The organism is Hymenobacter lucidus (assembly GCF_020447265.1).
Taxonomy (GTDB): Bacteria; Bacteroidota; Bacteroidia; order Cytophagales; family Hymenobacteraceae; genus Hymenobacter; species Hymenobacter lucidus.
Map to the genome: position 1 here is coordinate 202,215 of NZ_JAJADR010000002.1, position 22,217 is coordinate 224,431.

At 61.0% G+C, this 22,217-nt stretch carries 15 protein-coding genes; 4 read left to right on the forward strand and 11 right to left on the reverse strand.

What is annotated here, in order from left to right; all coding sequences use genetic code 11:
* Positions 1 to 71: 71 nt before the first annotated feature.
* From LGH74_RS07610 to LGH74_RS07660, 11 genes are all read right to left on the reverse strand, one after another.
* Positions 72 to 461, reverse strand: coding sequence for an HU family DNA-binding protein (locus tag LGH74_RS07610; RefSeq protein ID WP_226174120.1), 390 nt, complete (start codon positions 459 to 461; stop codon positions 72 to 74).
* 238 nt (positions 462 to 699) lie between these two features.
* Positions 700 to 1,302, reverse strand: coding sequence for a nucleotidyltransferase family protein (locus LGH74_RS07615; protein ID WP_226174122.1), 603 nt, complete (start codon positions 1,300 to 1,302; stop codon positions 700 to 702).
* Positions 1,292 to 2,482: an XdhC family protein gene (locus LGH74_RS07620; RefSeq protein WP_226174124.1), complete on the reverse strand. Its 1,191-nt coding sequence runs from the start codon at positions 2,480 to 2,482 to the stop codon at positions 1,292 to 1,294. Before LGH74_RS07620 ends, LGH74_RS07615 begins: the two co-directional genes overlap by 11 nt.
* 376 nt (positions 2,483 to 2,858) lie before the next feature.
* A complete protein-coding gene (locus LGH74_RS07625) occupies positions 2,859 to 5,201 on the reverse strand; it encodes a xanthine dehydrogenase family protein molybdopterin-binding subunit (RefSeq protein WP_226174125.1) in 2,343 nt (780 codons plus the stop codon).
* Between the two features lie 119 nt (positions 5,202 to 5,320).
* A complete protein-coding gene (locus LGH74_RS07630) occupies positions 5,321 to 6,373 on the reverse strand; it encodes an FAD binding domain-containing protein (protein ID WP_226174127.1) in 1,053 nt (350 codons plus the stop codon).
* Between the two features lie 44 nt (positions 6,374 to 6,417).
* Positions 6,418 to 7,053: a (2Fe-2S)-binding protein gene (locus LGH74_RS07635; RefSeq protein ID WP_226174129.1), complete on the reverse strand. Its 636-nt coding sequence runs from the start codon at positions 7,051 to 7,053 to the stop codon at positions 6,418 to 6,420.
* A gap of 327 nt (positions 7,054 to 7,380) precedes the next feature.
* Positions 7,381 to 8,175, reverse strand: coding sequence for a heme ABC transporter ATP-binding protein (locus LGH74_RS07640; protein ID WP_226174131.1), 795 nt, complete (start codon positions 8,173 to 8,175; stop codon positions 7,381 to 7,383).
* The gene (locus LGH74_RS07645) at positions 8,168 to 9,244 is read right to left on the reverse strand and encodes a FecCD family ABC transporter permease (protein WP_226174133.1); all 1,077 of its coding nucleotides are present in this window, start codon (positions 9,242 to 9,244) and stop codon (positions 8,168 to 8,170) included. The genes LGH74_RS07640 and LGH74_RS07645 overlap by 8 nt, the downstream gene beginning before the upstream one ends.
* Positions 9,241 to 10,125, reverse strand: a complete 885-nt coding sequence (locus LGH74_RS07650; RefSeq protein ID WP_226174135.1) for a heme/hemin ABC transporter substrate-binding protein — start codon at positions 10,123 to 10,125, stop codon at positions 9,241 to 9,243. Before LGH74_RS07650 ends, LGH74_RS07645 begins: the two co-directional genes overlap by 4 nt.
* Before the next feature lie 121 nt (positions 10,126 to 10,246).
* Positions 10,247 to 12,556 (reverse strand): TonB-dependent receptor, encoded by a 2,310-nt coding sequence (locus LGH74_RS07655; RefSeq protein WP_226174137.1) that lies wholly within the window; start codon positions 12,554 to 12,556, stop codon positions 10,247 to 10,249.
* A gap of 223 nt (positions 12,557 to 12,779) precedes the next feature.
* Positions 12,780 to 13,310, reverse strand: coding sequence for a hypothetical protein (locus tag LGH74_RS07660; protein ID WP_226174139.1), 531 nt, complete (start codon positions 13,308 to 13,310; stop codon positions 12,780 to 12,782).
* Positions 13,311 to 13,552: 242 nt separating this feature from the next.
* Here LGH74_RS07660 and LGH74_RS07665 point away from each other — a divergent pair, with 242 nt between their 5' ends.
* The 4 genes from LGH74_RS07665 (at position 13,553) to LGH74_RS07680 (ending at position 22,207) form a co-directional block, all read left to right on the forward strand.
* The gene (locus LGH74_RS07665) at positions 13,553 to 13,987 is read left to right on the forward strand and encodes a DUF4890 domain-containing protein (RefSeq protein WP_226174141.1); all 435 of its coding nucleotides are present in this window, start codon (positions 13,553 to 13,555) and stop codon (positions 13,985 to 13,987) included.
* 135 nt (positions 13,988 to 14,122) lie between these two features.
* Positions 14,123 to 14,362, forward strand: coding sequence for a DUF551 domain-containing protein (locus tag LGH74_RS07670; RefSeq protein ID WP_226174143.1), 240 nt, complete (start codon positions 14,123 to 14,125; stop codon positions 14,360 to 14,362).
* 1,523 nt (positions 14,363 to 15,885) lie between these two features.
* Positions 15,886 to 18,630 carry a substrate-binding domain-containing protein gene (locus LGH74_RS07675; RefSeq protein ID WP_226174145.1) on the forward strand — a complete coding sequence of 915 codons (2,745 nt, stop codon included), beginning with the start codon at positions 15,886 to 15,888 and terminating at the stop codon, positions 18,628 to 18,630.
* A 415-nt stretch (positions 18,631 to 19,045) separates the two neighbouring features.
* Positions 19,046 to 22,207, forward strand: a complete 3,162-nt coding sequence (locus tag LGH74_RS07680) for a SusC/RagA family TonB-linked outer membrane protein (protein WP_226174147.1) — start codon at positions 19,046 to 19,048, stop codon at positions 22,205 to 22,207.
* Positions 22,208 to 22,217: the final 10 nt, after the last annotated feature.

Sequence of the window (22,217 nt, forward strand, 5' to 3'; positions counted from 1 at the left end):
AAGAAAGTCCCGGCGGAGTTGGTAGAAAATCCGCCGGGATTTCAGGTAAAATCCCGGCGGATTTTGCTCGGCTACTTCTCAACGCGCCGGAGCAAAGCCCCCTGCATATGCTGGTCGAAAAGACGGCCGGGCGTGAAACTCACGTTCACATCGGTGATGAGGCTGCTATTGAATTCCTTTTCCGTATCGGCCCCGCCCCCGCGCAGGGTGGTGCGGAAAGAGCCGAAGTCGCCGAAGCGCACGATGCGGCCCTCAGCCAATTCCTGGGGTACGGTTTGAAAGAAGGCCTCCATTACGGCCATTACATCCACGGTGCTGACCGTAGAAATGGAGCTGATACGCTCCGCAATGCCGCGCACAGTAGTCTCGCCGGTGCTTTTGGCGGTGGCATAAAACTTCTTGGCCGCCGTATCCGGCGCGCCCGGCTTGCCGCGTTCCGACAAGGTATATTCGATAGGCATACAACAATGGGTTAAAGATGAGGCAATAAGATAGCGGGATTCATTATTGATTTACTATATAAAGCATGGGTATTTTGAAATAATTTCAATATAACAGCGCCTATAAGAACGATGTAGAGACGCATAGTTGCGTCTCGTCGTCCGCGCCGTTGGTGTGTGCGTGTATGCACAATGGTGCATTCCAGTCGTTCAACGACGAGACGCAACTATGCGTCTCTACATCGTGCTGGCGGCGCTACTACCCTCTCTCCCCCGCAGCCAGCAGGGCGGCATATTGGGCGGGCGTATCTACATCCACGGCCCCGAGGGGAAAAGGCACGGCGGCCACCAGCGCCGGGTGCTGCCGCAGCAGCTGGGCGGCCCCGGCCGCGTCGGGCAGCAGGCGCAGCAAGGGCAGCGCGGCCCCGGCAAACAGCACCGGCACGCCCCGCACCCCGGCATACTCTGAGGCCACGATGGGCAGCCCCGTGGCGGCGTGGGTTTGGTACAGCTGCGCCAACAGTGCGGGCGTTACGTGGGGCTGGTCGCAGAGCAGCACGGTAACGGCCAGCGCCGGTCCGGCGGCTTCCAGGACGGCCAGCCCCGTTTTCAGCGACGCACCCATGCCCCGCTCCCACTCCGGGCAGCGCACCACCTGCAGCGCCAGGCCGGCCAGCTCAGGCAGCAACTCGTCGTGCAAGGCCCCGGTTACCACCACCACCGACCCGCCGGCCGCAGCGGCTACGGCCGTGGTAGCGGCGCGGCGCAGCAGGGTCTGGCCTTCGTACAGCAGGAGCTGCTTGGGCTGGCCGAGGCGCGACGAGGAGCCGGCGGCCAGCAGCAGCAGGGCATTAGAGCTCACACGCGGCGCTGGTTTGGTTGTCGGCTACCAACGGCCCATCGGCCCGCAACGGCGGATGAATCGGGTGGGGCGAGTCGCGCAGGAAACCGGCAGGGCGGCCGGCCAGCACCGCCTGAATCTCGGCCACGATAGAGAGGGCAATTTCCTCGGGCGTTTCGCCGCCCAGGTTCAAACCAATGGGGCTGTGCAGGCGGCCGGCGAGTTGCTGGGCGGCATCGGGCACGTCCTTGCGCAGGTCGTCCAGTAGCCGCTCATACTTCTTGCGCGGCCCCAGCAGCCCGATATAGCGGCCGGGCGCGGGCAGCAGGTGGCGCAATACCTCCAGGTCGTAGTAGTAGTTGTGGGTCATGAGCAGGGCAAAGCTGCCATCATACGGTTCGGCCGAAACCTGGGCCAGGGGCACTACGCGCACGGCTTCGGCTTCGGGGAAGCGCTGGGCCTGGGCCTGGGCGGGGCGACCATCCTGCACCCGCACCCGCCAGCCGAGGCCGGCGGCCAAGCGCACCAGGGGCTGCACGTCATTGCCGGCACCATACACGGTGAGGCGCACCGGGGGCCGCAGTATTTCGAGGCACACCCGCACCATGCCCGCACCGGCCGGGTAGTGGCGGGTGGCGGGCTGCCCGGCCCGCAGCGCAGCGCGGGCATCGGCCAGAATAGCGTCGTACAGCTCCGAGTCAGCCGTCAGGTTGCCCTGGGTTTGTCCATCGTCGGCCGTGAGCAGCAGGCGCTGGCCCATCTGGGCGGCGGCATTGGTGCCAGCCATGCCGAACACGGTGGCTACCACGGCGGGGGCTTCCACGCCTTCGGCCCAGCGTCGCAGTAGTTCCAGCGGGTTGTCGGGGTTCTGAAAATCGAGGGGCTCGAGCAAGATTTGCACGATGCCCTGGCAGCCCAGCGCCGCCCCAAACTGCAGGTCGTCGTCGGGGTCGGTAGAGTCGTAGGTAACCACGGTGGGGCGGCCCTGCTGGATGGTCTGGCGGGCCCGGCGACGGGCGTCGCCTTCGAGGCAGCCCCCGCTGATGGCGCCCGTAAGCTGCCCGTCTTCGGTTACCAGCATGCGGGCCCCGGGCCGGCGGTAGGCCGAGCCAGCCACGTCCACCACCGAGGCCAGGGCGCAGGCACGGCCGGCGGCACGGTGCTCGTCGTAGGCAATAAGTAGGCGCTGAAGTTCAGTCATAGTGGTAAGCAATACGCAATAATGGCGCGGCAGATGCGGATTTGGAGTATAAGAGTAGGATTGGGTCCTGGCCGAGTTCCCCTCCTTTTTTCAAGGAGGGGTGGCCGAAGGCCGGGGTGATTCGGCGTTGTTTAGTTATTTATCAGCACGTCATGTCGACCAGAGTGAGACATCTCGCGTGCTGACGTTTGCTTACTAACTCAACGATGCCACGCGAGATTCCTCGGATTCTGCTTGAAGCGCAGAATGCTCGGAATGACGGTCTTCCAAACAACTAAACAACGATTAAACCACCCCGCCCTTCGGGCACCCCTCCTTGAAAAAAGGAGGGGAACTCGACCCGCATTTACTCCTAGCCTTTGTGCTAACCTTCACTTTACACCTGCACTTCCTTCGCGGCCAGAATCTTATCGGGCGTAATGGGTAGGCTGCGGACGCGCTTGCCGGTGGCGTGAAAGACGGCGTTGGCCACGGCGGCGGATACACCGACCATCGATATTTCGCCGATGCCCTTCACGCCCATGGCGTTGATATAGGGGTCGTGCTCGTCGATGAACTCCACGGTCATGGCGGGAATGTCGGCGTTGACGGGAATGTGGTAGTCGGCCAGGCTGGCGTTGGTGTAGCGGGCGTAATTCGGGTCGCGGGAGGTAGCCTCCATCAGGGCCGCCCCGATGCCGAAGATGCTGCCGCCGATAATCTGGGAGCGGGCCGTCTTGGCGTTCAGAATGCGGCCGGCCGCGTGCACGCTCACCCAGCGCGTGACGCGCACGGTACCCAGCTCGGGGTCTACTTTCACCTCGCAGAAATGGGCCCCAAACGAGTGCATGGAGTGCCCGGCCTGGTCGTCCTGGTGGCCGGAGCTGGCTGGGCCGGGTGCCAAACCCGATTCGTAGCCGGCCCCGTACTTGCCGTTGCCGTTGCCCTCGACGTCAGCCATTTCGTTGCGCTTCATCAGGGCCGCAAAGTCCTCGCCTTTGCTTTTGTTGGCTTTTAGCATCAAGCGGCCGTTGTCTACCATCACTTCAGCCACCTGGGCCCGGTACAGCGGCGACTTTGGGTCCTTGACGGCCAGCTTAATGAGCTTCTGCCACACCTCCTGGGCTGCCATATAAATAGACGACGACACGGTGCCGGCCGCCACCGAACCGCCCGAGTTGGGGGCCGTGGGCAGCTTGGTGTCGCCGAGCTCGAAGCGCACCTTGTCGGGCGTGAGCCAGAGCGAGTCGGCGGCTACCTGAGTCATTACGGTGTAGGTACCGGTGCCCAGGTCGGTGGCGCCGGTTTGCACCAGGGCGTGGCCATCGGCGTAGAGGCGCACCCGGGCCGTGCCCTGGTTGTTGTGCACCGGGTAGCTGGCCGTGGCCATGCCCCAGCCCACCAGCAGCCGTCCGTCGCGGGTCTGGCCATTTTTGGGGTTGCGCTTGCTCCAGCCAAACAGCTCCGCCCCGCGGGCGTAGCACTGCTTCAGGCTTTTGCTGCTCCAGGGCTTGCCGTTGGTGGGGTCCTTGTCGGCGTGGTTGCGCAGCCGGATTTCCAGCGGGTCGATACCGAGCTGATAGGCCAGGTCATCCATGGAGCACTCGATGGCAAACGAGCCGGGCGCTTCACCGGGAGCCCGGGTAAAGGTGGAAGTCATTACGTTGGCCCGGGCCAGCTGGTACGACGACTCGAAGGCCGGGCAAGCATAGAGCAGGTTGATAATGCGGCTGTTGGGCTCGGCGTAGTTGTCCCAGAGCGAAGTCGTCGAGGTCTTCTCGTGAATCAGGGCCAGGAGCTTGCCGTCTTTGCTGGCGCCTACTTTCAGCGTCTGGGTCTGGTCTTCGCGGTGGCCCATGCTGGTAAACTGCTGCTGGCGGGTGAGGGCCAGCTTCACCGGCCGGCCCACCGCTTTGGCCGCCTGCACCGTGAGAATGGTGTGGGGCCAGGTGGAGCCTTTGCAGCCGAAGCCGCCGCCGATGTACTTGGTCACGACCCGCACCTGCTCGGCGGCCAGGCCCAGCATCGTGCTCAGCGCCTTCTGGGTGCGCGTCACGCCCTGCGTCGATTCGTAAACCGTGAGCCGGTCGGCGGCTTCCCAGTGGGCCGTGGTCGAGCCGGGCTCCATCGGGTTGTGGTGGTTGATGGCGTGGTCGTACTTGTGGGTGAGCTGCACCGGGGCCGCCGCGAAGGCCGCCTGCGGGTTGCCGCGCACGGTATGCCCCGGGGTTTTACCGTCCTGCACCTTTTCGGGGTCAAACAGCTTGGCTTGCGGGTCTTCGTAGGAAGCCAGCGGCTTCTCGGCCGTGACCTGCACCCGCACCAATGCAGCGGCATACTGGGCGCGCTCCAGCGTATCGGCCACCACCACGGCCACGGGCTGGCCGGCATAGTGAATCTGGTCGGAAGTGAGGGGCAGAAAGCCCATGGGCGCGCCGATGGCCTTCTTGCCTTCCGGGTCATTGGGCGTTTTGGCCAGCTTGGGCAGGTTCTGGTGGGTGAGAATAGCCAGTACCCCGGGCTGCTTCAGCGCGGCGCTGGTATCGAAGCCCGTGATGCGCCCTTTGGCTACGTCACTGGTTTTGAGCACGGCGTGTACCAGGCCCGGCAGGCTATTGTACTCAGCTGAGTAGCGGGCCTTGCCGGTTACCTTATCCCGACCGTCTACGCGGCTGAGCGGCTGCCCTACCGAGCCGGCCTTGGGATTGGTTTCAAAGAAGCTTGGTTCTGCGGTATCCATAATTGAACGTCGTGCAGAGTGCCGCGAAGCATCTCGCGTGCTGACTCAGGATTAGTAATTCAACGTCAGCACGCGGATGTTTCACCTCCGGCTTTGCATGACGGGCTTCGGTTGGCTGCTTACCCGGCTACTTTCAGCAGAGCCTGCACCAGCGTGTTCTGGGCCAGCTCTACTTTAAAGGCGTTTTCCTTGTAAGGCTGGGCGCCGCGCAAGGCAGCGGCGGCGGCGGCCCGGAAAGTGGCTTCGGTGGCCGGGGCGCCGGTCAGCACCTTTTCGGCTTCGCTGCTCCGCCAGGGCTGGGCGCCCACCCCGCCCAGGGCCACGCGGGCCGAGCGGATGGTGCCGGCCTGCACGTCGAGGCCCACGGCGGCCGAGGCCAGGGCGTAGGCGTAGCTGCTCCGCTCCCGCACCTTGAGGTAGGTGGAGCGCTGCGCGTGCGGAGCCGCCGGAATGGTCACGGCCACAATCAGCTCGCCGGGTTCGAGCACAGTTTCCTTTTGGGGCGTTTTGCCCGGCAGCAGGTAAAACTCCGTAACGGGCACCCGCCGCTGCTTGCCCTTGGCATTCTCCAGGGTCAATACGGCGTCGAAAGCGGCCAGGGCCACCGATAAGTCGCCGGGGTACGCGGTGGCAATGCAGGCATCCGACGTACCCAGGATAGCCAGGTTGTGGTTGTCGCCGGCAATAGCGGGGCAGCCCGAGCCGGGCACGCGCTTGTTGCAGGGGAAAGCCGCGTCGCGGAAGTAGCCGCAGCGGGTGCGCTGCAGCATGTTGCCCCCAATGCTGGCCATATTGCGCAGCTGGGGCGAGGCCGCCAGCAGCAGCGACTCCGACACGGCCGGGTACTGCTGCAGCACCAGCGCGTTTTCGCCCACGTCGCTCATGCGCTCCATGGCCCCGATGCGCAGCCCGTCCTTGGTTTGTTCGATACCCCGAAATGGCAGCGCGTTGATATCGACCAGCTGGGAATGCTCTTCCAAGTGGGCCTTCATCAAATCCAGCAGCGTGGTGCCGCCCGCAATGTAGGCCGCATCCGCTTTGTCCTTGCGAATACCGGTGGCTTCCTTGGCCGTGGCGGCCTGGGTGTAGCTGAAGTTATTCATCTTGTCAGTAGTGAAATAGTGAGCTAGTGAAATAGTGATTTTGATGTTCCGGCGGCGTGTTTTGCGCATAAAGCGCGAATTGAACGACAACTCACCAGTTCACTATTTCACCACTAGGCTTTGCCTGCCACTTCGCGCACGGCGGCCACAATATTGGGGTAGGCGCCACAGCGGCAGAGGTTGCCACTCATCCACTCCCGGCACTGGTCGTCGGTAGTGGCGTGGCCTTCTTTCACGCAGGCCACCCCGCTCATGATTTGGCCCGGGGTGCAGTAGCCGCACTGGAAACCGTCGTGCTTGAGGAAGGCTTCCTGCATCGGGTGCAGCTCCTCCCCTTTCATCAGGCCCTCGATGGTGGTAATTTCCTTGCCCTGGTTCATCACGGCCAGGCTCAGACAACTATTGATGCGGCGGCCATCGACGAGCACCGTGCAGGCCCCGCATTGGCCATGGTCGCAGCCTTTCTTGGTGCCGGTCAGGTCGAGGTATTCGCGCAAGGCGTCGAGCAGACTTACGCGTGGCTCGGCCTGCAGGCTGCGCACGGTGCCGTTTACCTTGAGCTGCAGGGTCGTGACGCCTTCCACCGTTTTGGAGAAAGCCGTGAGCCGCTCGGCCTGGCTTAGCAGCGGCGGGGCCAAAGCCAGGCCCAGCAAGCCGCCGGCCTGCTTCATAAAGGAGCGGCGCGTGCCATCCTGCGGCGCGGAGCCGGACGACGGAGCAGCGAAATCAGTGGGAAAATCTTCACTCATGGCAGTAGCAAATTCAGGTGACCTAACCAATGTAATAAACCGGCTCCGGGCCGACGGAACGCCCGAGCCCAGGCAGCAAAGAGCCGCTTGCCTGAAGCGGCCGGGCGGGGCAGTTTCGTATAATGCAAACCGGTGGCAGGGCTTCCGGTTCTGTGCCTGCCGGAATTTCTGCCCGCGCGCCGAGTCGGTTTTGGCAACCTGTGGTGTACGGGCAGCTATGGTTGAGGTTGCCTCAGTGCCGAATTGAGGGCCTAAGCCAGCAGTGCCAGAAACGCAAAAAAGGGACGCAGCCGGTTGCCGCGTCCCTTCTCTCCTATCCGCTCACCTTCAGCGCATATCGGCCGAGGCGTGTATTACCAAAGGCCTTTGCGTGAGTGGGTTGGTAATGACGCACATGGCCAGGTCAAATACTTCTTCCAGCATTTCGGCCGTCAGCTCGTCAGGATTGGGCAGCGTGTCATAAATCTGGCCCTCCTTGATAAACACGATTTTATCGGCGTAGGCCAGGGCCAGGTTAATGTCGTGCAGCACGGCTACGACAATAGCCTGCTGACGGGAAAAGTCGCGGGCCAGCTGCAGCAGCTGGTGCTGGTAGCGCAAATCGAGGCTGGAAACCGGCTCGTCGAGCAGCAGCACACGGTGGCCCTGGGGCGGCGTCTCCCAGATCTGGGCCAGTACGCGGGCCATCTGCACCTTCTGGGCCTCCCCGCCCGACAGCGTGGAATAGTCGCGGTCGGCGAAGTGACTCATGCCCAGCTCGGCCAGGGTTTGGGCACAGATGGCACGGTCGTGGGCCGAGGGGCTGCGCTGAAAATGCGGGTAGCGTCCCATCAGCACCACATCGGCCACGCTGAGCGGGAAGGCCAGCTGGATTTCCTGCGACAATACCGCCCGCGACTTCGCCAATTCAGTAGCCGAAAAGGAGCTCAGCGGCTGGTCGTGGTAGAGCACCCGCCCGGCCGAGGGCTGATATAACCCGGCCAGCAGGCGCAGCAGCGTGGTTTTGCCCGCCCCGTTGGGCCCCATGAGCACCGTAAACTCGCCGGGTCGGCACTCCACTGAGGCATCGTGCAGCAGCGTTTTGTCCTGCACCCGGAAGCTGACATTCTCGGCCTTAAGCATAAAATCCGCCCCGCTGGTTGAGGTTTCGGTAGTGGGAAAGCATCCAGAGAAACACCGGTGCCCCGATAAAGGCCGTGAGCACACCAATGGGCAGCTCGGCCGGGGCAATGATGGTGCGGGCCACCGTATCGGAAATAATCATCAGCACGGCACCCAGCAGGCTGGAGCCCAGCAGCAGCTGGCGGTTGTCGGCTAGGCGCAGCAGCCGCAGCAGGTGGGGCACCACCAGCCCTACGAAGCCGATGACGCCCACGGTGGAGGTAGCCACGGCTACCAGTAGCGTGTTGAGCAGCAGAATCCGGGTTTGGAGCTGCCGCACGTTCACTCCTAAGTACTGCGCCTCATTCTCGCCCAGTTGCAGGGCGTTCAGGGCCTTGGCAAACCGCAAAGCCAGGACCACGCCCAGCACCGTCACGGTCAGCACCAGGTAAAACGAGGGCCAGTCGGCGCTGCTGAAGCTGCCCAGATTCCAGAAGGTAATGGAGCGGGCCTGCGGGTCGCGGGCAATGTAGGCCAGAAACCCGGTGCCGCCGGCTGCCAGGGCATTCACGGCAATGCCGGCCAGCAGCATGGAGGCCACCGTAACGCGGCCCTGTACCCGCGAAAGGCGGTAGACGAGGCCCGTAGCGGCCAGGGCGCCCACAAACGCGGCGGCCGGCAGCACAAAATTGCCCAGAAACGTGGCGTTTACCCAACTCATCGACGCGCCCAGCACGAAGATGACGGCTGCCCCCAGCGCTGCCCCGGCCGAGGTACCAATCAGGCCGGGCTCCACGATGGGGTTGCGAAACAACGCCTGCATCAGGGTGCCTGACACGGCCAGCGCCGCGCCCACCACCGCGCACAGCAACACCCGCGGCAGCCGGATCTGGAAAAACACGCCCTCGTGCAGGGCCGCCACGGGGTCGGCCGAGGCCGGCGCCAGCCCTACGCTCTGCGCCAGGTAGCCCCCGATTTCGCCGAAGGTGAGCACCACCGCGCCCAGCCGGGCCGACACGATGATGCTAACCAGCAGCGCCGCCAACAGCAGCCCGAAATACAGCCGCACCCGGCCCGCCGACAGCCTCACAGCGCGGCCGGAGCTTGGTGAATGAGCTCCATCAGCTTGAGCACATTCTGTCCCGTGCGCGGCCCCAGGTACACCATATCGTGCTCCTCCACGCGGTAGATGCGGTTGTTTTTGGCGGCCGGCGTGAGGGCCACGCCGGGCAGGGTCTTAAACTTTTCCAGCCCGCCCATTCGGTCGTAGCCGAAGTCGGTAGCCAGAATCACGTCGGGCTGGGCGGCGGCAATCAGCTCGGGGCTGATGGGCTTCATGCCTTCGGTGGCGTCGATGGAATTCACGCCGCCGGCCCATTCCAGCATCTGGGTGCCGGTGCTTTTCTGGCCCATGGCCAGGTAAATGTTCTTTTGCAGGCCGTAGTGAATGATAACGACCTTCACCGGCTTGCCCCCAAACTCCTGGCGCTTGGCAGCGGCCGTGGCCATATCGGCCGTCAGCTGCTTAGCCAGGCTATCGGCTTGGGCGCGCCGGCCGAACCCGTCGCCGAGCTGCTGCAACAGCTGGCATGCTTCTTCGATGGTCTTGGTTTGCTTGAACTCTTTAATTGGAATACCCACTTTCTGGAGTTGCGTCATCACGGCCACCGGGGCCACGTTGCCGTCGGAATACACCACCGTGGGCTTCAGCGACACAATGCCTTCGGAGTTGAGCAGGCGGTGGTAGCCCACCGTGGGCAGCTTTTTGGCGGCGGCCGGATAGGTGCTGCTCAGGTCAACGCCCACGAGCTTGTCGCCTGCGCCGAGGGCAAAAATCATTTCCGTCAGCTGCTTCGATACCGACACGATGCGCTCCTTGCCGGGCGCGTCATTGGCGGTTTTATCGTCGTTGCCAAACCGGTTGCAGGCCACTGAGGCCAGCAGCAGAGTTGCGTACAGGGCTTTTTTCATTGATTGAATGGCATAAGACCGTCCTGCTGAGCTTGTCGAAGCATCTCTCCTGTGCTAGTGAAATACACTACCATGACGGGAGAGATGCTTCGACAAGCTCAGCAGGACACTCTCTGTTTGTTTAGAAAGTATAGCTCAGATTGGCACCGCTATACCAGTTGCGGGGCATGCCGGGGTTGAAGAACGTGGGCTTGCCAACGGGCGTAGTCTGGTTCAGGGCAATGGACACGGCGTACCGCTCATCGGTGATGTTGTCGAGGCCGGCAAACACGTCGTAGCTCAGGTGGCCGGCTACTTTACCGCGGGCGCCTACTTTGCTGTTGAGCAGCCAGTAAGCCTTCGAGAAGCGGTTGTTGCTGTCCGACATCGGGCTTTTATCCGTGTATTGCGCGGTCAGATTCAGGTAGAGACCGGGCTTGGTTTCGAGGTCGAGGCCACCCGTAAACAGGTTTTTAAACGAGCCCGTCACCTGCTTGCCGGCGAAGTCGCCAGTCGTGGCCTTGTAGTCTTTGAACTCGGCATCGGTGTAGCTGTAGCTCACGAAGGGCCGCACCTGGGTCAGCACGCCGGCTTTTTCGGCATCCACCAAGTTGCCCGACAGCGCCACTTCCACACCTTGGTATTCCGAGGCGCCGGAGTTGACGAAGTAGGTCACCTTGTCGGCATTGATCTGCTGCACGAGGCCGTTTTTCACCTTCATCCGGAACAGCGTCACGTCGTAGTTCAGCTTGTTGCCCAGCAAAGTACCGCGCGAGCCCAACTCGAAGTTGTCGTTGGTTTCGGGCTTCAAGTTGGGGTTAATCGGGCCGTTCGACAGGGAAATCTGGGCGCTGGTAGGCGGCGAGAAACCAGAACTGTATTGCGCAAACACCGAAAACTGGTCGTTAAAGGTGTGAATCAGCGCCGCGCGGGGCGTTACGGTGGGCTTAAACTGGCGGTAGCCGGTCAGGCTCAACTGCGGATTGGCACGGAACAGCAGGTCCTGAATATCGTAGCTCACCACGTTGTAACTGGCGCCCACCGTCAGGGTGGTGTGCTCGGTAATAGAAGCTTCGGCCTGGGCAAACGTGTTCAGCTGGGTAGAGCGCACTTCCTGGTCGGCAGTGAGGGCGCCGGAGACGCCGGCGGCCGAAATGGCGTAGCGCTTGTTGTTGTCCTGGTTTGAGAGGTACTCGGTGCCCAGGGCAAAGCGCGTCTGCACGCTGCCCAGCTGCGGGGCGTAGGTAAATACGCTGCGTACGCCGCGTTTGCCGCGTTGGGTGTGGGTAAAGCTCGGCTCCGAAGGGCTCAGCGAATACGAGGTGCCCATAAACAGGCTGGTGGTATTCGCGAAGTTGCTGGTGAAGCGGTAGGTGTGCGTGAGGCCCAGGCGGGTGATTTCCGCGTCCACGCCCACGTCCTTGAGCTTGTAGGCCGGGGCCAGCTTGGTGTAGTTGGTGAAGAAATCGGTGCTGTCCAGCTCGCCGGCGTAGTTGTCGTGCTGGTTGGTATAAGTACCCAGCACGCTCACAGTTTGCTTTTCGCTCACGTAGAAGTCGCCGGCCACGGTCACGAAGTCCTTGCGGCTGTTGGAGTGGTCGTCGCGGAAACCGCGGGTTTCCTGGTGGCCGTAATTCACCAGCAGGTTCACTTTATCGGTACCGATGCCAAAGCCAGTGTTAGTCCGAAACAGGCCGTATTTGCCCACGGTGGTGCCCAGATTGATGCTGGTGCCGGGAGCAGCCTTGCGCGTCTGGAACGACACCACGCCGCCCAATGTAGCGCCGTAGATGCTCGAAGCCGGACCTTTAATCACGTCGATGCGGCCCAGGGTCGTGTAGTCCAGGTCGTCGAGCGAAGTTGTACCATCGGCTTCCGACAGCGGTATGCCGTTCTGATACAGCTTGATCCCCCGGATGCTGAAGCGCCCGTAGGTGCTGCCGATACCGCGAATCACCAGGTTCGACTGGGAGGCCGCGCTGCGTACGTTCATCCGCACGCCGGGCACTTGGTTCAGGGTGTTCTGCAGGAAGATGGTGTTGTTGCGCTGCAGGTCCTTCTCGGTCACGATGCTGAGCGCAATAGGCGTTTCGAGTAGCTTTTTCTCGTTAGCGTAGCCCACCACCTGCACTTCGCTCAGGCCCGTGTTGGAAGGCTCCAGGGCAATGGTCAGCGGGGCAGCACTGCCCGCTTTAATGGGCACATTCTGGGCTACATAGCCCAAATACTGCACTTTCACCGTGCGCAACTCCTCGCTGGAAGTCAGCTGAAAGCGGCCGTCCTTGTCGGTAGTAGCGGCGGTGGCCGAGCTGGCGGCTACCACGGCGCCCACCAGCGGCTGGCGCGTCTGCTGGTCGACTACGGTGCCGGCAGTGGTGAATTGGGCCATGGCGCCCGTGCAAAAGAAGAGTGAGCCCCACAGCAGGAGCACCCCGGATACAATTGATTTCATGAAATGCGAATAGGTTGCGGCCCGCAAGGGCCTATGGGTTGGCACCCGGCGCGGCTACGGCCGGCGGGTTACTCATCTTGATTATGGGCAAAAAGCCACGGCAGCTTAAGCCGCCAAAAGCCGCTCAGACTCAGTTCTGGGGCGTATCAGTCCTTTGCCGCAGGCATACAAGGCAGTGCCTGCTGGGTTTCAGCAGTTGCACAATGCCAGCAGAAAGACTAGGTCAGGAAATGGCTAGCCAGCTTTCTGGCGGGGGCAGCACTATTGTAGCCGGCCATGTCAGCAGCGCCGCCTCCAGGTGGTGGTAAGAGCGGTTGGCCATCGGCCGCACCGTTACTGCCACGTCGGGAGCGGAAACAGGGAAAAAGGCCAGCTTGAACAGGTGGTCGAACAGCTTACGGGCCGTTTTACCCGCCGACTGGTCGGGGTGCGTGAGCTGGTCGAGGTGCTTTTGCAGGCCCGCCAGCAGCTTTTCCTCGCCTTGGTCGTGCCAGCAGAAATAGGTGATACTGTCGGCATCGGCCCGCTGCCGCACCACGTCGTAGAGTTGGCCGCGCCACCGGAACTCGTTGGCTTCCTGCCACTGCAGTTCAGCACCGGCCAGCGGTGTGCGGGCTACCTGTACGCGGGTCAGGGCTGCATCGGGTAGTTGGGCGCGGCGCTGGTGCTCGGCCTCCCGCCGAAACTGGTGCTGCCGCCACGTGTATGCCGGATAGAACCCTACCGTGTTGTAGAGGAACAGCAACAAAAGCACAAGAGAAGTAAGCTGCTTCAAGGCGCCGGCGCGGGGAGTGACAACGACAAAAATACCGCAAAGTCGGCCGTACGACCTAGTTTTTTTTAACCTCGTTTTAATAATCTCTGATTCTTCGGCGTCTGCCTATATACCGGCCTTACTCACTGCAAAGGTTGGCACCTAAGTTGCAAAAGAGCTTTCGGCAGCCACTCCGGCAGCTAGCATGCGTCCTTTCTTTCCTGAAACTTACTCTCGCTACCATGAATAAGCTCCTCCTTTTGCTCGCTACCTTTTCTCTATCTGCCGGTGCTACTTCGGCCCAGGCCCCGTTGAAAAAAGCCAAGGTGAAAACCGAAGCCAGCAAAGCTAAGCATACTCCCAAAACCCCGGAGCAGCAGGCCGACCACTTCACCCGGCAGCTGACCCAAAAGCTGGCCCTTTCCACCGACCAGGCTCAGCGCGTACGCCAACTAAACCTAGCCTACCAACAGGAACAGCAGGCGGCTAAAGCCAAATACGGCACTGATCATAAGAACCCGGCCAAGCGCCAGGAAATGAAGGTTCTGCGGGACCGGTTCGAAACCCAGCTCCGGCAGGTGCTCAGCGCCGACCAAGCTGCCAAATATGCCCAGCTGCGCGAAGAAAAAATGCAGAAGCACGGCAAAGGCAAAGAGAAGCTGAAAGCCAAAAGCTAATATCGACTACTCTACTGAAAGATAAAAAAGGCCCTGACCAACTGGTCAGGGCCTTTTTGCGGGCTGATTTTCCGGCAGTGCCCCTACTCTGGCCGTCCTTACGTAATTTTGCCCCTCACCCTCGCAAGGAAGTGTATGCCATCTGCCACCATTTCCCCCTGGATTGCCCGCGCGCTGGTACTCCCCCAACCCAATCAGCAGGTGTTGGTATATGTGCCGTCCTCGTGGCTGGAAATAACGGTTGCCACTTACAAACCGTCCAATGCGTCCAAGTCGGCCCACATGTTCGTGATGCCCGACCCGCACGGCGTCGACCGATACGTGAAAGGCGTTACGCACTGGATGCCCCTGCCCGCTCCGCCCCTGCCCACCTGATTTCAGATAGTTTTGCCTGTTAGCAACACTAGCTTTAGCGCGGTCCTCTGTTGATTTGTTGTAACGCTATTATATACTCTTATATATAGGAGTACCGCAGCTCGACTTGCCGCTGCGGTAAGCTGAAGCATTTTGCTCGATGCCAGCGCAACGCGTTGCTCTACTTTTGCGCACTGCATGAGCCGGCACAATCTTCCATCAAGAGCTTTGTTGGTTCAAAATTGCAGTTTCGCGGCTAGCTAGTGCTATAATACCAAGATACAGGGACAAGCTTCCGTAAACGTGGTCAATACAGTATCATTATTGGCAAAAATAGTAGTGGAAACTGGCCGGTCCTTGCCCTACCTTAGTATTATAGAACAAGGCGCAATAACACCGCTGCCTTGACACTTAATCTGGTTGAATGCCGGGCCTCGAATGGAGGCCGATACATATCAGGGAAGCAATAACGAAGATAAAGCACTGAGAATGAGTTGTCCATTTAGTGGGACTTATTAGCAGCTTACGATAAAGGATCGGACCGGCGTTGGGTGGGAATTTTCGCCGGTTACGATTCATTGAAAGGGCGTTCCGGGTGGGGCGCCTTTTTTTGTGCCCTTTGCTTTGCGCAAACCAGTACCAGTTGCGCGGCTTGGGGCAGTAGCATTTAACCTGTTTATCTAGTTAGCTGCGCCAGTAGCCATAATGGTCAGCTTTCTGTTTCGGTGCCAGCCATTGTGACCAAAGTTGCTCTAGCCAAGCCTTCCGAGCGCATGAAGACTATCATCCGGTAAGCCGGCCATATGCGTCCGTGGCGGCATTCTGTGCGGCACCTTAGTTTCTGCGTCGCGACGGTGTTTCCCAACGACTTGTGCCCTGGCGGAACGAACCGGTCGAAAACAAACCGGCCGAACCGGTGGGAAACCGATTCGGCCGACTATAGATTTTGGGATACCGATGGGTCAACTTGCTGAGTGGGAGAGCCGGTTGATTTCTCAGTAGTTATTGCCAGATGGGGTGGGGCTTCATCTGGTAAACAGGGCGTGGGAATTTTGTAGTCATCAGCCAGCCGGGGGGATTAGCTGGCTGTTGACTGAGACAATATTACTACATGAATTTTATACCCGCACTATAATGCCAAAATTTTTTAGTAAGTGCTTACTCACCTTTTTGATATTAAATTGACTATCAGACAATTGTTCTGAAACAAGGAAAATAACAAACGATTCCGGAAACCAGATTTCAGCCACTTTGAAACTAGCTCCTGTACTTTAGTTTGCCACGCACAACAGATAAATCGACTGCCGCTGTTATCGTGTGGCACTAAATAAACCGATTCCTAAGCGGATTCGGCCCGTCGCTGATGGGCAGGCAAAGCGCCACCATTATTTAGGCCGGAAAGTGCAAAGCCCGGCAGGCTTTTTTAGCTTTGACAGATCCTCTGCTTTTTCAATGCCAGCATGACTTTACTCCGCTCCGTATGGCCCAACTTGTTTCGACGGAAGTGGCTTTCCGGCAGCCAGCAATGGGGCGGATGCTTTAGTATGTTATTGGCGCTGGCTTTGCTGCTGCATAGCTGCCAACCAGCGGAGCCGGCGCCCACTTACCGCATTGGCTTCTCACAGTGCACAATGGGCGACGCTTGGCGTCAGGCCATGCTGGCGGGCATGAAAAAGGAGTTGAGCTTTTACCCTGAAGTGAGCTTCCGGATGAAGGACGCCCACGACGACAGTCGCCTGCAACGCCAGCAAATCCGGGAGTTTTTGCGCGAGAAAATCGATTTGCTGATTGTATCAGCCAATGAGGCTGAGCCGATTACACCTATTGTCGAGGAAGCTTTCAACCGGGGCATCCCGGTGATAATTCTGGACCGGCGCACCACATCCAAACTTTATACGGCCTACGTAGGCGGCAACAACCTGGAAGTGGGCCAGGCCGCCGGCAACTACGTGGGCAGCTTGCTGCGGGGCCGGGGCCAGGTGCTGGAGGTGCTGGGCGCCCCCGGAGCGTCCCCGGCCGTCGACCGGCACCAGGGCTTTGTACAAGCTCTGGCCGCCTACCCCGGCGTGCAGCTTGCTGCCCAGCTGCACGGCGACTGGAAGCGGCCCTCGGTAATACAGCACCTGCCCGCTCTGCTGCGCCGGCACCCGGAAGTTGATCTAATTTTTGCGCATAATGACCGGATGGCGCTGGGCGCTTACCAAGTGTGTAAGCAGTTGGGCCTCGACCACCGTATTCGGGTGATTGGGGTGGATGGGCTGTCGGGGCCGCACGGGGGTATTCAGTTCGTGGAAGACGGTATTCTGAGCGCCACGCTGCTGTATCCGCCGGGCGGGGAAGAAGCCATCCGGGTGGCCATGAAGATTCTGCGCAAGGAAGCCTACGCCAAGGAAAATACGCTCAGCACCATGGTTATCGACTCGACCAATGTGCTGACCATGAAGCTGCAAACCGAGAAGCTGGCCGGACAGCAGCAGGATATTCAGCGGCAGCAGCAGCTCTTGCAGCAGCAGCGCGACACCTATGCCAGTCAGCAAACGGTGCTGTATGTGCTGGCGGCGGCGCTGCTGGGCGCGGCCGGTTTGGGGCTGCTGGTATGGCGGGCGTTTCGGGCCAACCGCCGCATCAACCGGCAGTTGGGCGAGCAGAACCGGGAGATACTCTCGCAACGCAACCAGATCCAGGAATTCGCGGAGCGGGCCAAAGTGGAAACCGAGGCCAAGCTGCGCTTCTTCACCAACTTCTCGCACGAGCTGCGCACCCCACTCACGCTTATTCTGGGGCCGGTGGAGGAAATGCTGAGCAGCGGCCCCTCCCTCCCCCCGGCCCAGCGCCACGACCTGGGCTTAATCCGGCGCAACGCCCAGCGCCTGCTGCAACTGGTAAATCAGCTCATGGATTTTCGCAAGATTGACGTGGGCAAGATGCCGGTGCGGGCCGCCGAGGGCAACTTAGTGGCTTTCGTGCGCGAAATCATGGACGTGTTTGAGCGGCCCGCCCGGCAGCGCGGCATCAGTCTGCGCTTTTTACCCGCCGAGCCCGGCATCCTAATCTGGTTCGACGGCAATATTCTGGATAAGGTGTTTTTCAACCTACTCAGCAACGCCCTCAAGTTTACGCCCGACCGGGGCCAGATTACCGTCAGCATTCAGCGCGTGCCAGCCGAGCACACGGTGCGGGTGAGCGTGGAAGACACCGGGGCCGGCATTTCGGAAGCCGACAAGGCCCACATCTTTGAGTGGTTTTACCAAGGGCAGCAGTCGGTAGCCAAGGGCTCGGGCATGGGACTGGCGCTGGCGCTGGGCCTCACCCGTCTGCACCAGGGGCAGCTTACGTTCACGAGTCAGCCAGGGCAGGGCAGCACGTTTGTGGTCACGCTGCCGGAGGTGCTGCCGCAGGCCCTTACCACGCAGGCAGCCGGGCCGGTGCTGCCTTCGGCCGCCTTTGCTATTGACGAGGACGCCGTGGGTACTCAGCCCCTGGCCGCTGCCGATTCATTCGACACCGGGCCGGTAGCCAGCAGCGAGGCGCTGGTGCTCGTTATTGAGGACAACCCCGACGTCAACGCCTTTCTGGTGCAGAAGCTACGGCCCCATTTTCAGGTGAGTACGGCCGCCGATGGGGAAAACGGGCTGCGAATGGCCGCCGAAGCCATTCCCGATCTTATCATCTGCGACGTAATGCTGCCGGGCATCAGCGGGCTGGCCGTGGTGGCCCAGCTCAAGGAAGATTGGCGCACCTCGCACATTCCGGTAGTGCTGCTCACGGCCCGCAGTGCGCCCGAGCAGCAGGTAGAAGGCGTGCAAACCGGGGCCGACCTGTATTTGACCAAGCCCTTCAACCCGGCCTTTCTGCTGGAGAGCGTGCGTACCCTGCTGGCCAACCGCGCCCGGCAGCGGGAGCATTTCCGCCGCCAGCTGAGTGTGGACACGGCCACGGTGGCCCCGCAACGCGTGGACCAAAAGTTCCTGGCCGACCTCACGGCTATTGTGGAAGCCAACCTGAGTCGCTCGGAGCTGAGCGTGGAGGATATTGGCCGCAGCCTGGGTATTTCGCGGGTGCAGCTCTACCGCAAAGTGAAGGCCGTGCTGGGCACGGGTGTCACCGATTTCATTCAGGGCATCCGGCTTACTAAGGCCCGCCAGCTGCTGCTCGACGACGAGCTGACCATTGCCGAAGTAGCCTACCAATTGGGCTTCTCCTCCCCTTCCTATTTCTCGACCAGTTTCAAGGCCCGCTACCAGGTGTCGCCCTCCGAGTTCCGGGCGCTGCATACTACTGCCGGATAAGGGAAAGCCCTGAAGCTAAAAGCTTGTTCGCCTTCTCAGATGAGGAGGGGAACAAGCTTTTTAGTTTTTAGCTCAAGGCTCCATATGCTGGCCTTAGACCCATGTATCATTTCTTGAAATCAGGTATCAATACTGAAAGCCGGGCCAATACAGCCCGGCTATTTTTATATACAAAATTCTTATAAACAACACCTTACGATCAAAGCAGGTTATGAATCAATTCTTTAACTATTTGAACGAATAGAGTACGCGCCACCGGCCGTTTGCCCGCCACCTTTGAGCAGCAATCCGGGGAGGCCGTGGGCAGACTAACTCATGTAGCCCCGCTGCCGGCCCGCCATTGCAAACGTTTGCAGCCTGGCCACTCTCCCGCCGGGCCCGCGCCTTTCTATTCGCTCCTAACCCACCAACTCCCATGAAACAACGAGTACCAACCCTGCGCCGGGCCATGGCCGCGACGCTGCTCACGACCCTGCCGCTGGCCGCTGTTGAGCCAGCACAGGCCGCCGCCGCCGCCGCTGAAATCAGCGCCCGCCAACTGGCCGATACCAAGATCAGTGGCCGCGTAACGGATGAGAAAGGCGAAGGAATGCCCGGCGTGACGGTAGTAGTAAAGGGCACCACCAACGGCATTTCTACCGACCCCGATGGCCGGTTTACCCTCACCGTGCCCGACGGTGCCACACTGGTGGTTTCGTCGGTGGGCTTTCTGACCCAGGAAGTAGCCGTGGCCGGCCGCACCGACCTCAGCATCCGGCTGCTGCCCGACGCCAAGGCGCTGGATGAAGTAGTCGTGACCGGCTACCAAGTGCAGCGCAAGGCCGACCTAACCGGCGCGGTGGCCGTCATCAAAACCGACGAAATCAAGGATATGGCTTCCAACGACGTGACCCGCAACCTGCAGGGTCGCGTGCCGGGCGTGCAGATTACGACCGACGGCGCCCCAGGCAGCGCGGCTACCGTCCGGATTCGCGGTATCGGTACGCTCGGCAACAACGACCCGCTCTACGTTATCGACGGCATCCCGACCAAGGAAGGCATCAACCAGATCAACCAAAACGACATCGAGAGTATTCAGGTGCTCAAGGATGCCTCGGCGGCCAGCATCTACGGTTCCCGGGCCGGCAACGGGGTGATTATCATCACGACCAAAAAGGCCAAGAAAGGCGCCACCCGGGTTAATTTCTCGACCTTCTTCACGGTGCAGAAGCCGGGGCCTAACATCGAGCTACTCAACACCCTGGACTACGGCCGCGTGTATTGGCAGGCCAAAACCAACGACGGCGGCACGCCCGCGCTGCCTTACTACACTTTCCAGAGCCATTTAGGCCCCGATGGGCGGCCGGTGCTGGACGGCGTGGGCACCACCGAGTTTATCGACGCGGAGAAAACTATGCGGGCCGCCGACACTGACTGGTTCAAGGAAACCCAGCAGAACGCCCTGATTCAGAGCTACAACCTGGACGTGAGCAGCGGCGGGGAACGGGGCGGGGCGCTGTTTTCGGTGAACTACTACCAGAACACGGGCACGCTCAAATATTCGGGCTTCGACCGGATGACGGCCCGCCTCAACTCGGACTATAACTTCCTGGACGGCAAGCTGAAAGTGGGCGAAAACCTGACCCTGGTGAAGTCGGAGCGGGCCGAGTTTGACCTGAACCTGGTGCGCGACCGGACCACGCAGCTGCCCAGCATCGTGCCGGTGCATACTGTAGACGGCGTGGGCTGGGGCGGGCCGGTGGCCGGTATGAGTGACCGGGACAACCCGCTGCGCCTGCTGGCTGACAACCAGCAGAACCGCTCGAACACCGGCCGGGCCTTCGGCAACGTCTTTGCCGACGCCGAAATCATCAAGGGCCTGCACCTGCGCAGCAGCTTCGGCATCGACTACAGCATCTACCGGTTTCGCCAGATTTACAAGACCTACAAGGCCGGCTTTTTGTCGGAGCAGAACAACCGGGTGACCAACAACGAGCGGTTCTGGGGCAACTGGGTGTGGCAGAACACGCTGAGCTACAACCTGCTGCTGGCCGACAAGCACCAGCTCGACTTTCTAGTCGGCGCTGAGCGCATCAGCTACTACGACGAGAGCAGCTACGCCTCGCGCACCAACTTCGCCAGCGAAGACCCCGACTACGCCTACCTCGACGGGGGCGCGGCCAACAAGGACAACGGCGGCGGGGCTACGGCCTACCGGCTGGCGTCCACGTTCGGCAAGATCAACTACTCCTTCGCCGATAAGTACCTGCTCTCGGGCACCTTGCGGCGCGACGGTTCCTCGCGCTTCGGCCAGGACAACCGCTTCGGCGTGTTTCCGGCGGTGTCGGGCGGCTGGCGGCTAAGCGAGGAAACCTTCGTAAAAAACACCGTACCCACCTTCTCCGACCTGAAGCTGCGCGCCGGCTGGGGCCAGACCGGCAACCAGGACATTGCCAACTTCGCCTCCCGGGGCCTCTACCAGAGCCTGCTGGGCACCATCGACCCCAACTTCGAGTATGACCGGGGCACGGCCTACGACATCTACGGCAACGACACCAACCTGCCCTCGGGCTACCGGCGCTTTCAGCGGCCCAACCCCGGCCTGAAGTGGGAAACCACCACCCAGACCAACTTGGGCGTCGACTTCGGCCTGCTCGACAACAAGCTGTCGGGCTCGGTAGACTACTTCGTGAAGGATAGCAAGGACATTCTGGTGAACCTGCCCTACCTGGCCGTGGTAGGCGAAGGTGGTGACCAATTCGTGAACGGGGCCTCCATCCAAAACAGAGGCTGGGAGTTTCTGCTCGGCTACCAGAGCGAGCTGAAAAACGGGCTGACCTACAGCATCACCGGCAACCTCTCGACCTACCGCAACGAGCTGACGTTTCTGCCCGCCGAGGTAATCAACGCTTACGGCGGCAACGGACAGGACGTTACCCGCCTGGGCCACTCCATCAATGCCGTGTATGGCTACGTGGCCGACGGGCTTTATCAGAACGAGGGTGAGGTGGCCGCTCACGCCACGCAAACTGGCGCGGCGCCCGGCCGCATCCGCTACAAAGACCTCAACAACGACGGCAAAGTCGACAACTTCGACCAGACCTGGATTACGGAAGGCGTGCCCGATTTCAGCTACGGCCTCAACCTGGGCGCGGGCTTCAAGGGCTTCGATCTGCAGATTTTCCTGCAGGGCGTGCAGGGCATCTACTCCTTCAACAACGCCAAGTTCCGCACCGACTTTGCCTCCATTGCCTCCAATGAAAACTGGGGCACCCGCCTGCTCGACGCCTGGACGCCCACCAATTCCGGCTCCACCATTCCGGCCGCTACGCTGCTGAACACCAACAACGAAGGCCGCGCCTCTACCTACTTCATCGAAAACTCCTCCTACCTAAAGCTGCGCAACCTGCAGTTGGGCTACACGGTGCCGGCCAGCCTCACCGGCCGCTACAAGCTGCAGGGCGTGCGGGTATATGTGCAAGGCCAGAACTTCTTCACCATCAAGAGTAAGGAGTTCACCGGCGCCGACCCCGAAGTAACCAACTACCAGTACCCGATTCCGCGCATTTTCACCGCCGGCCTCAACGTTTCCTTCTAACCACGCGCTA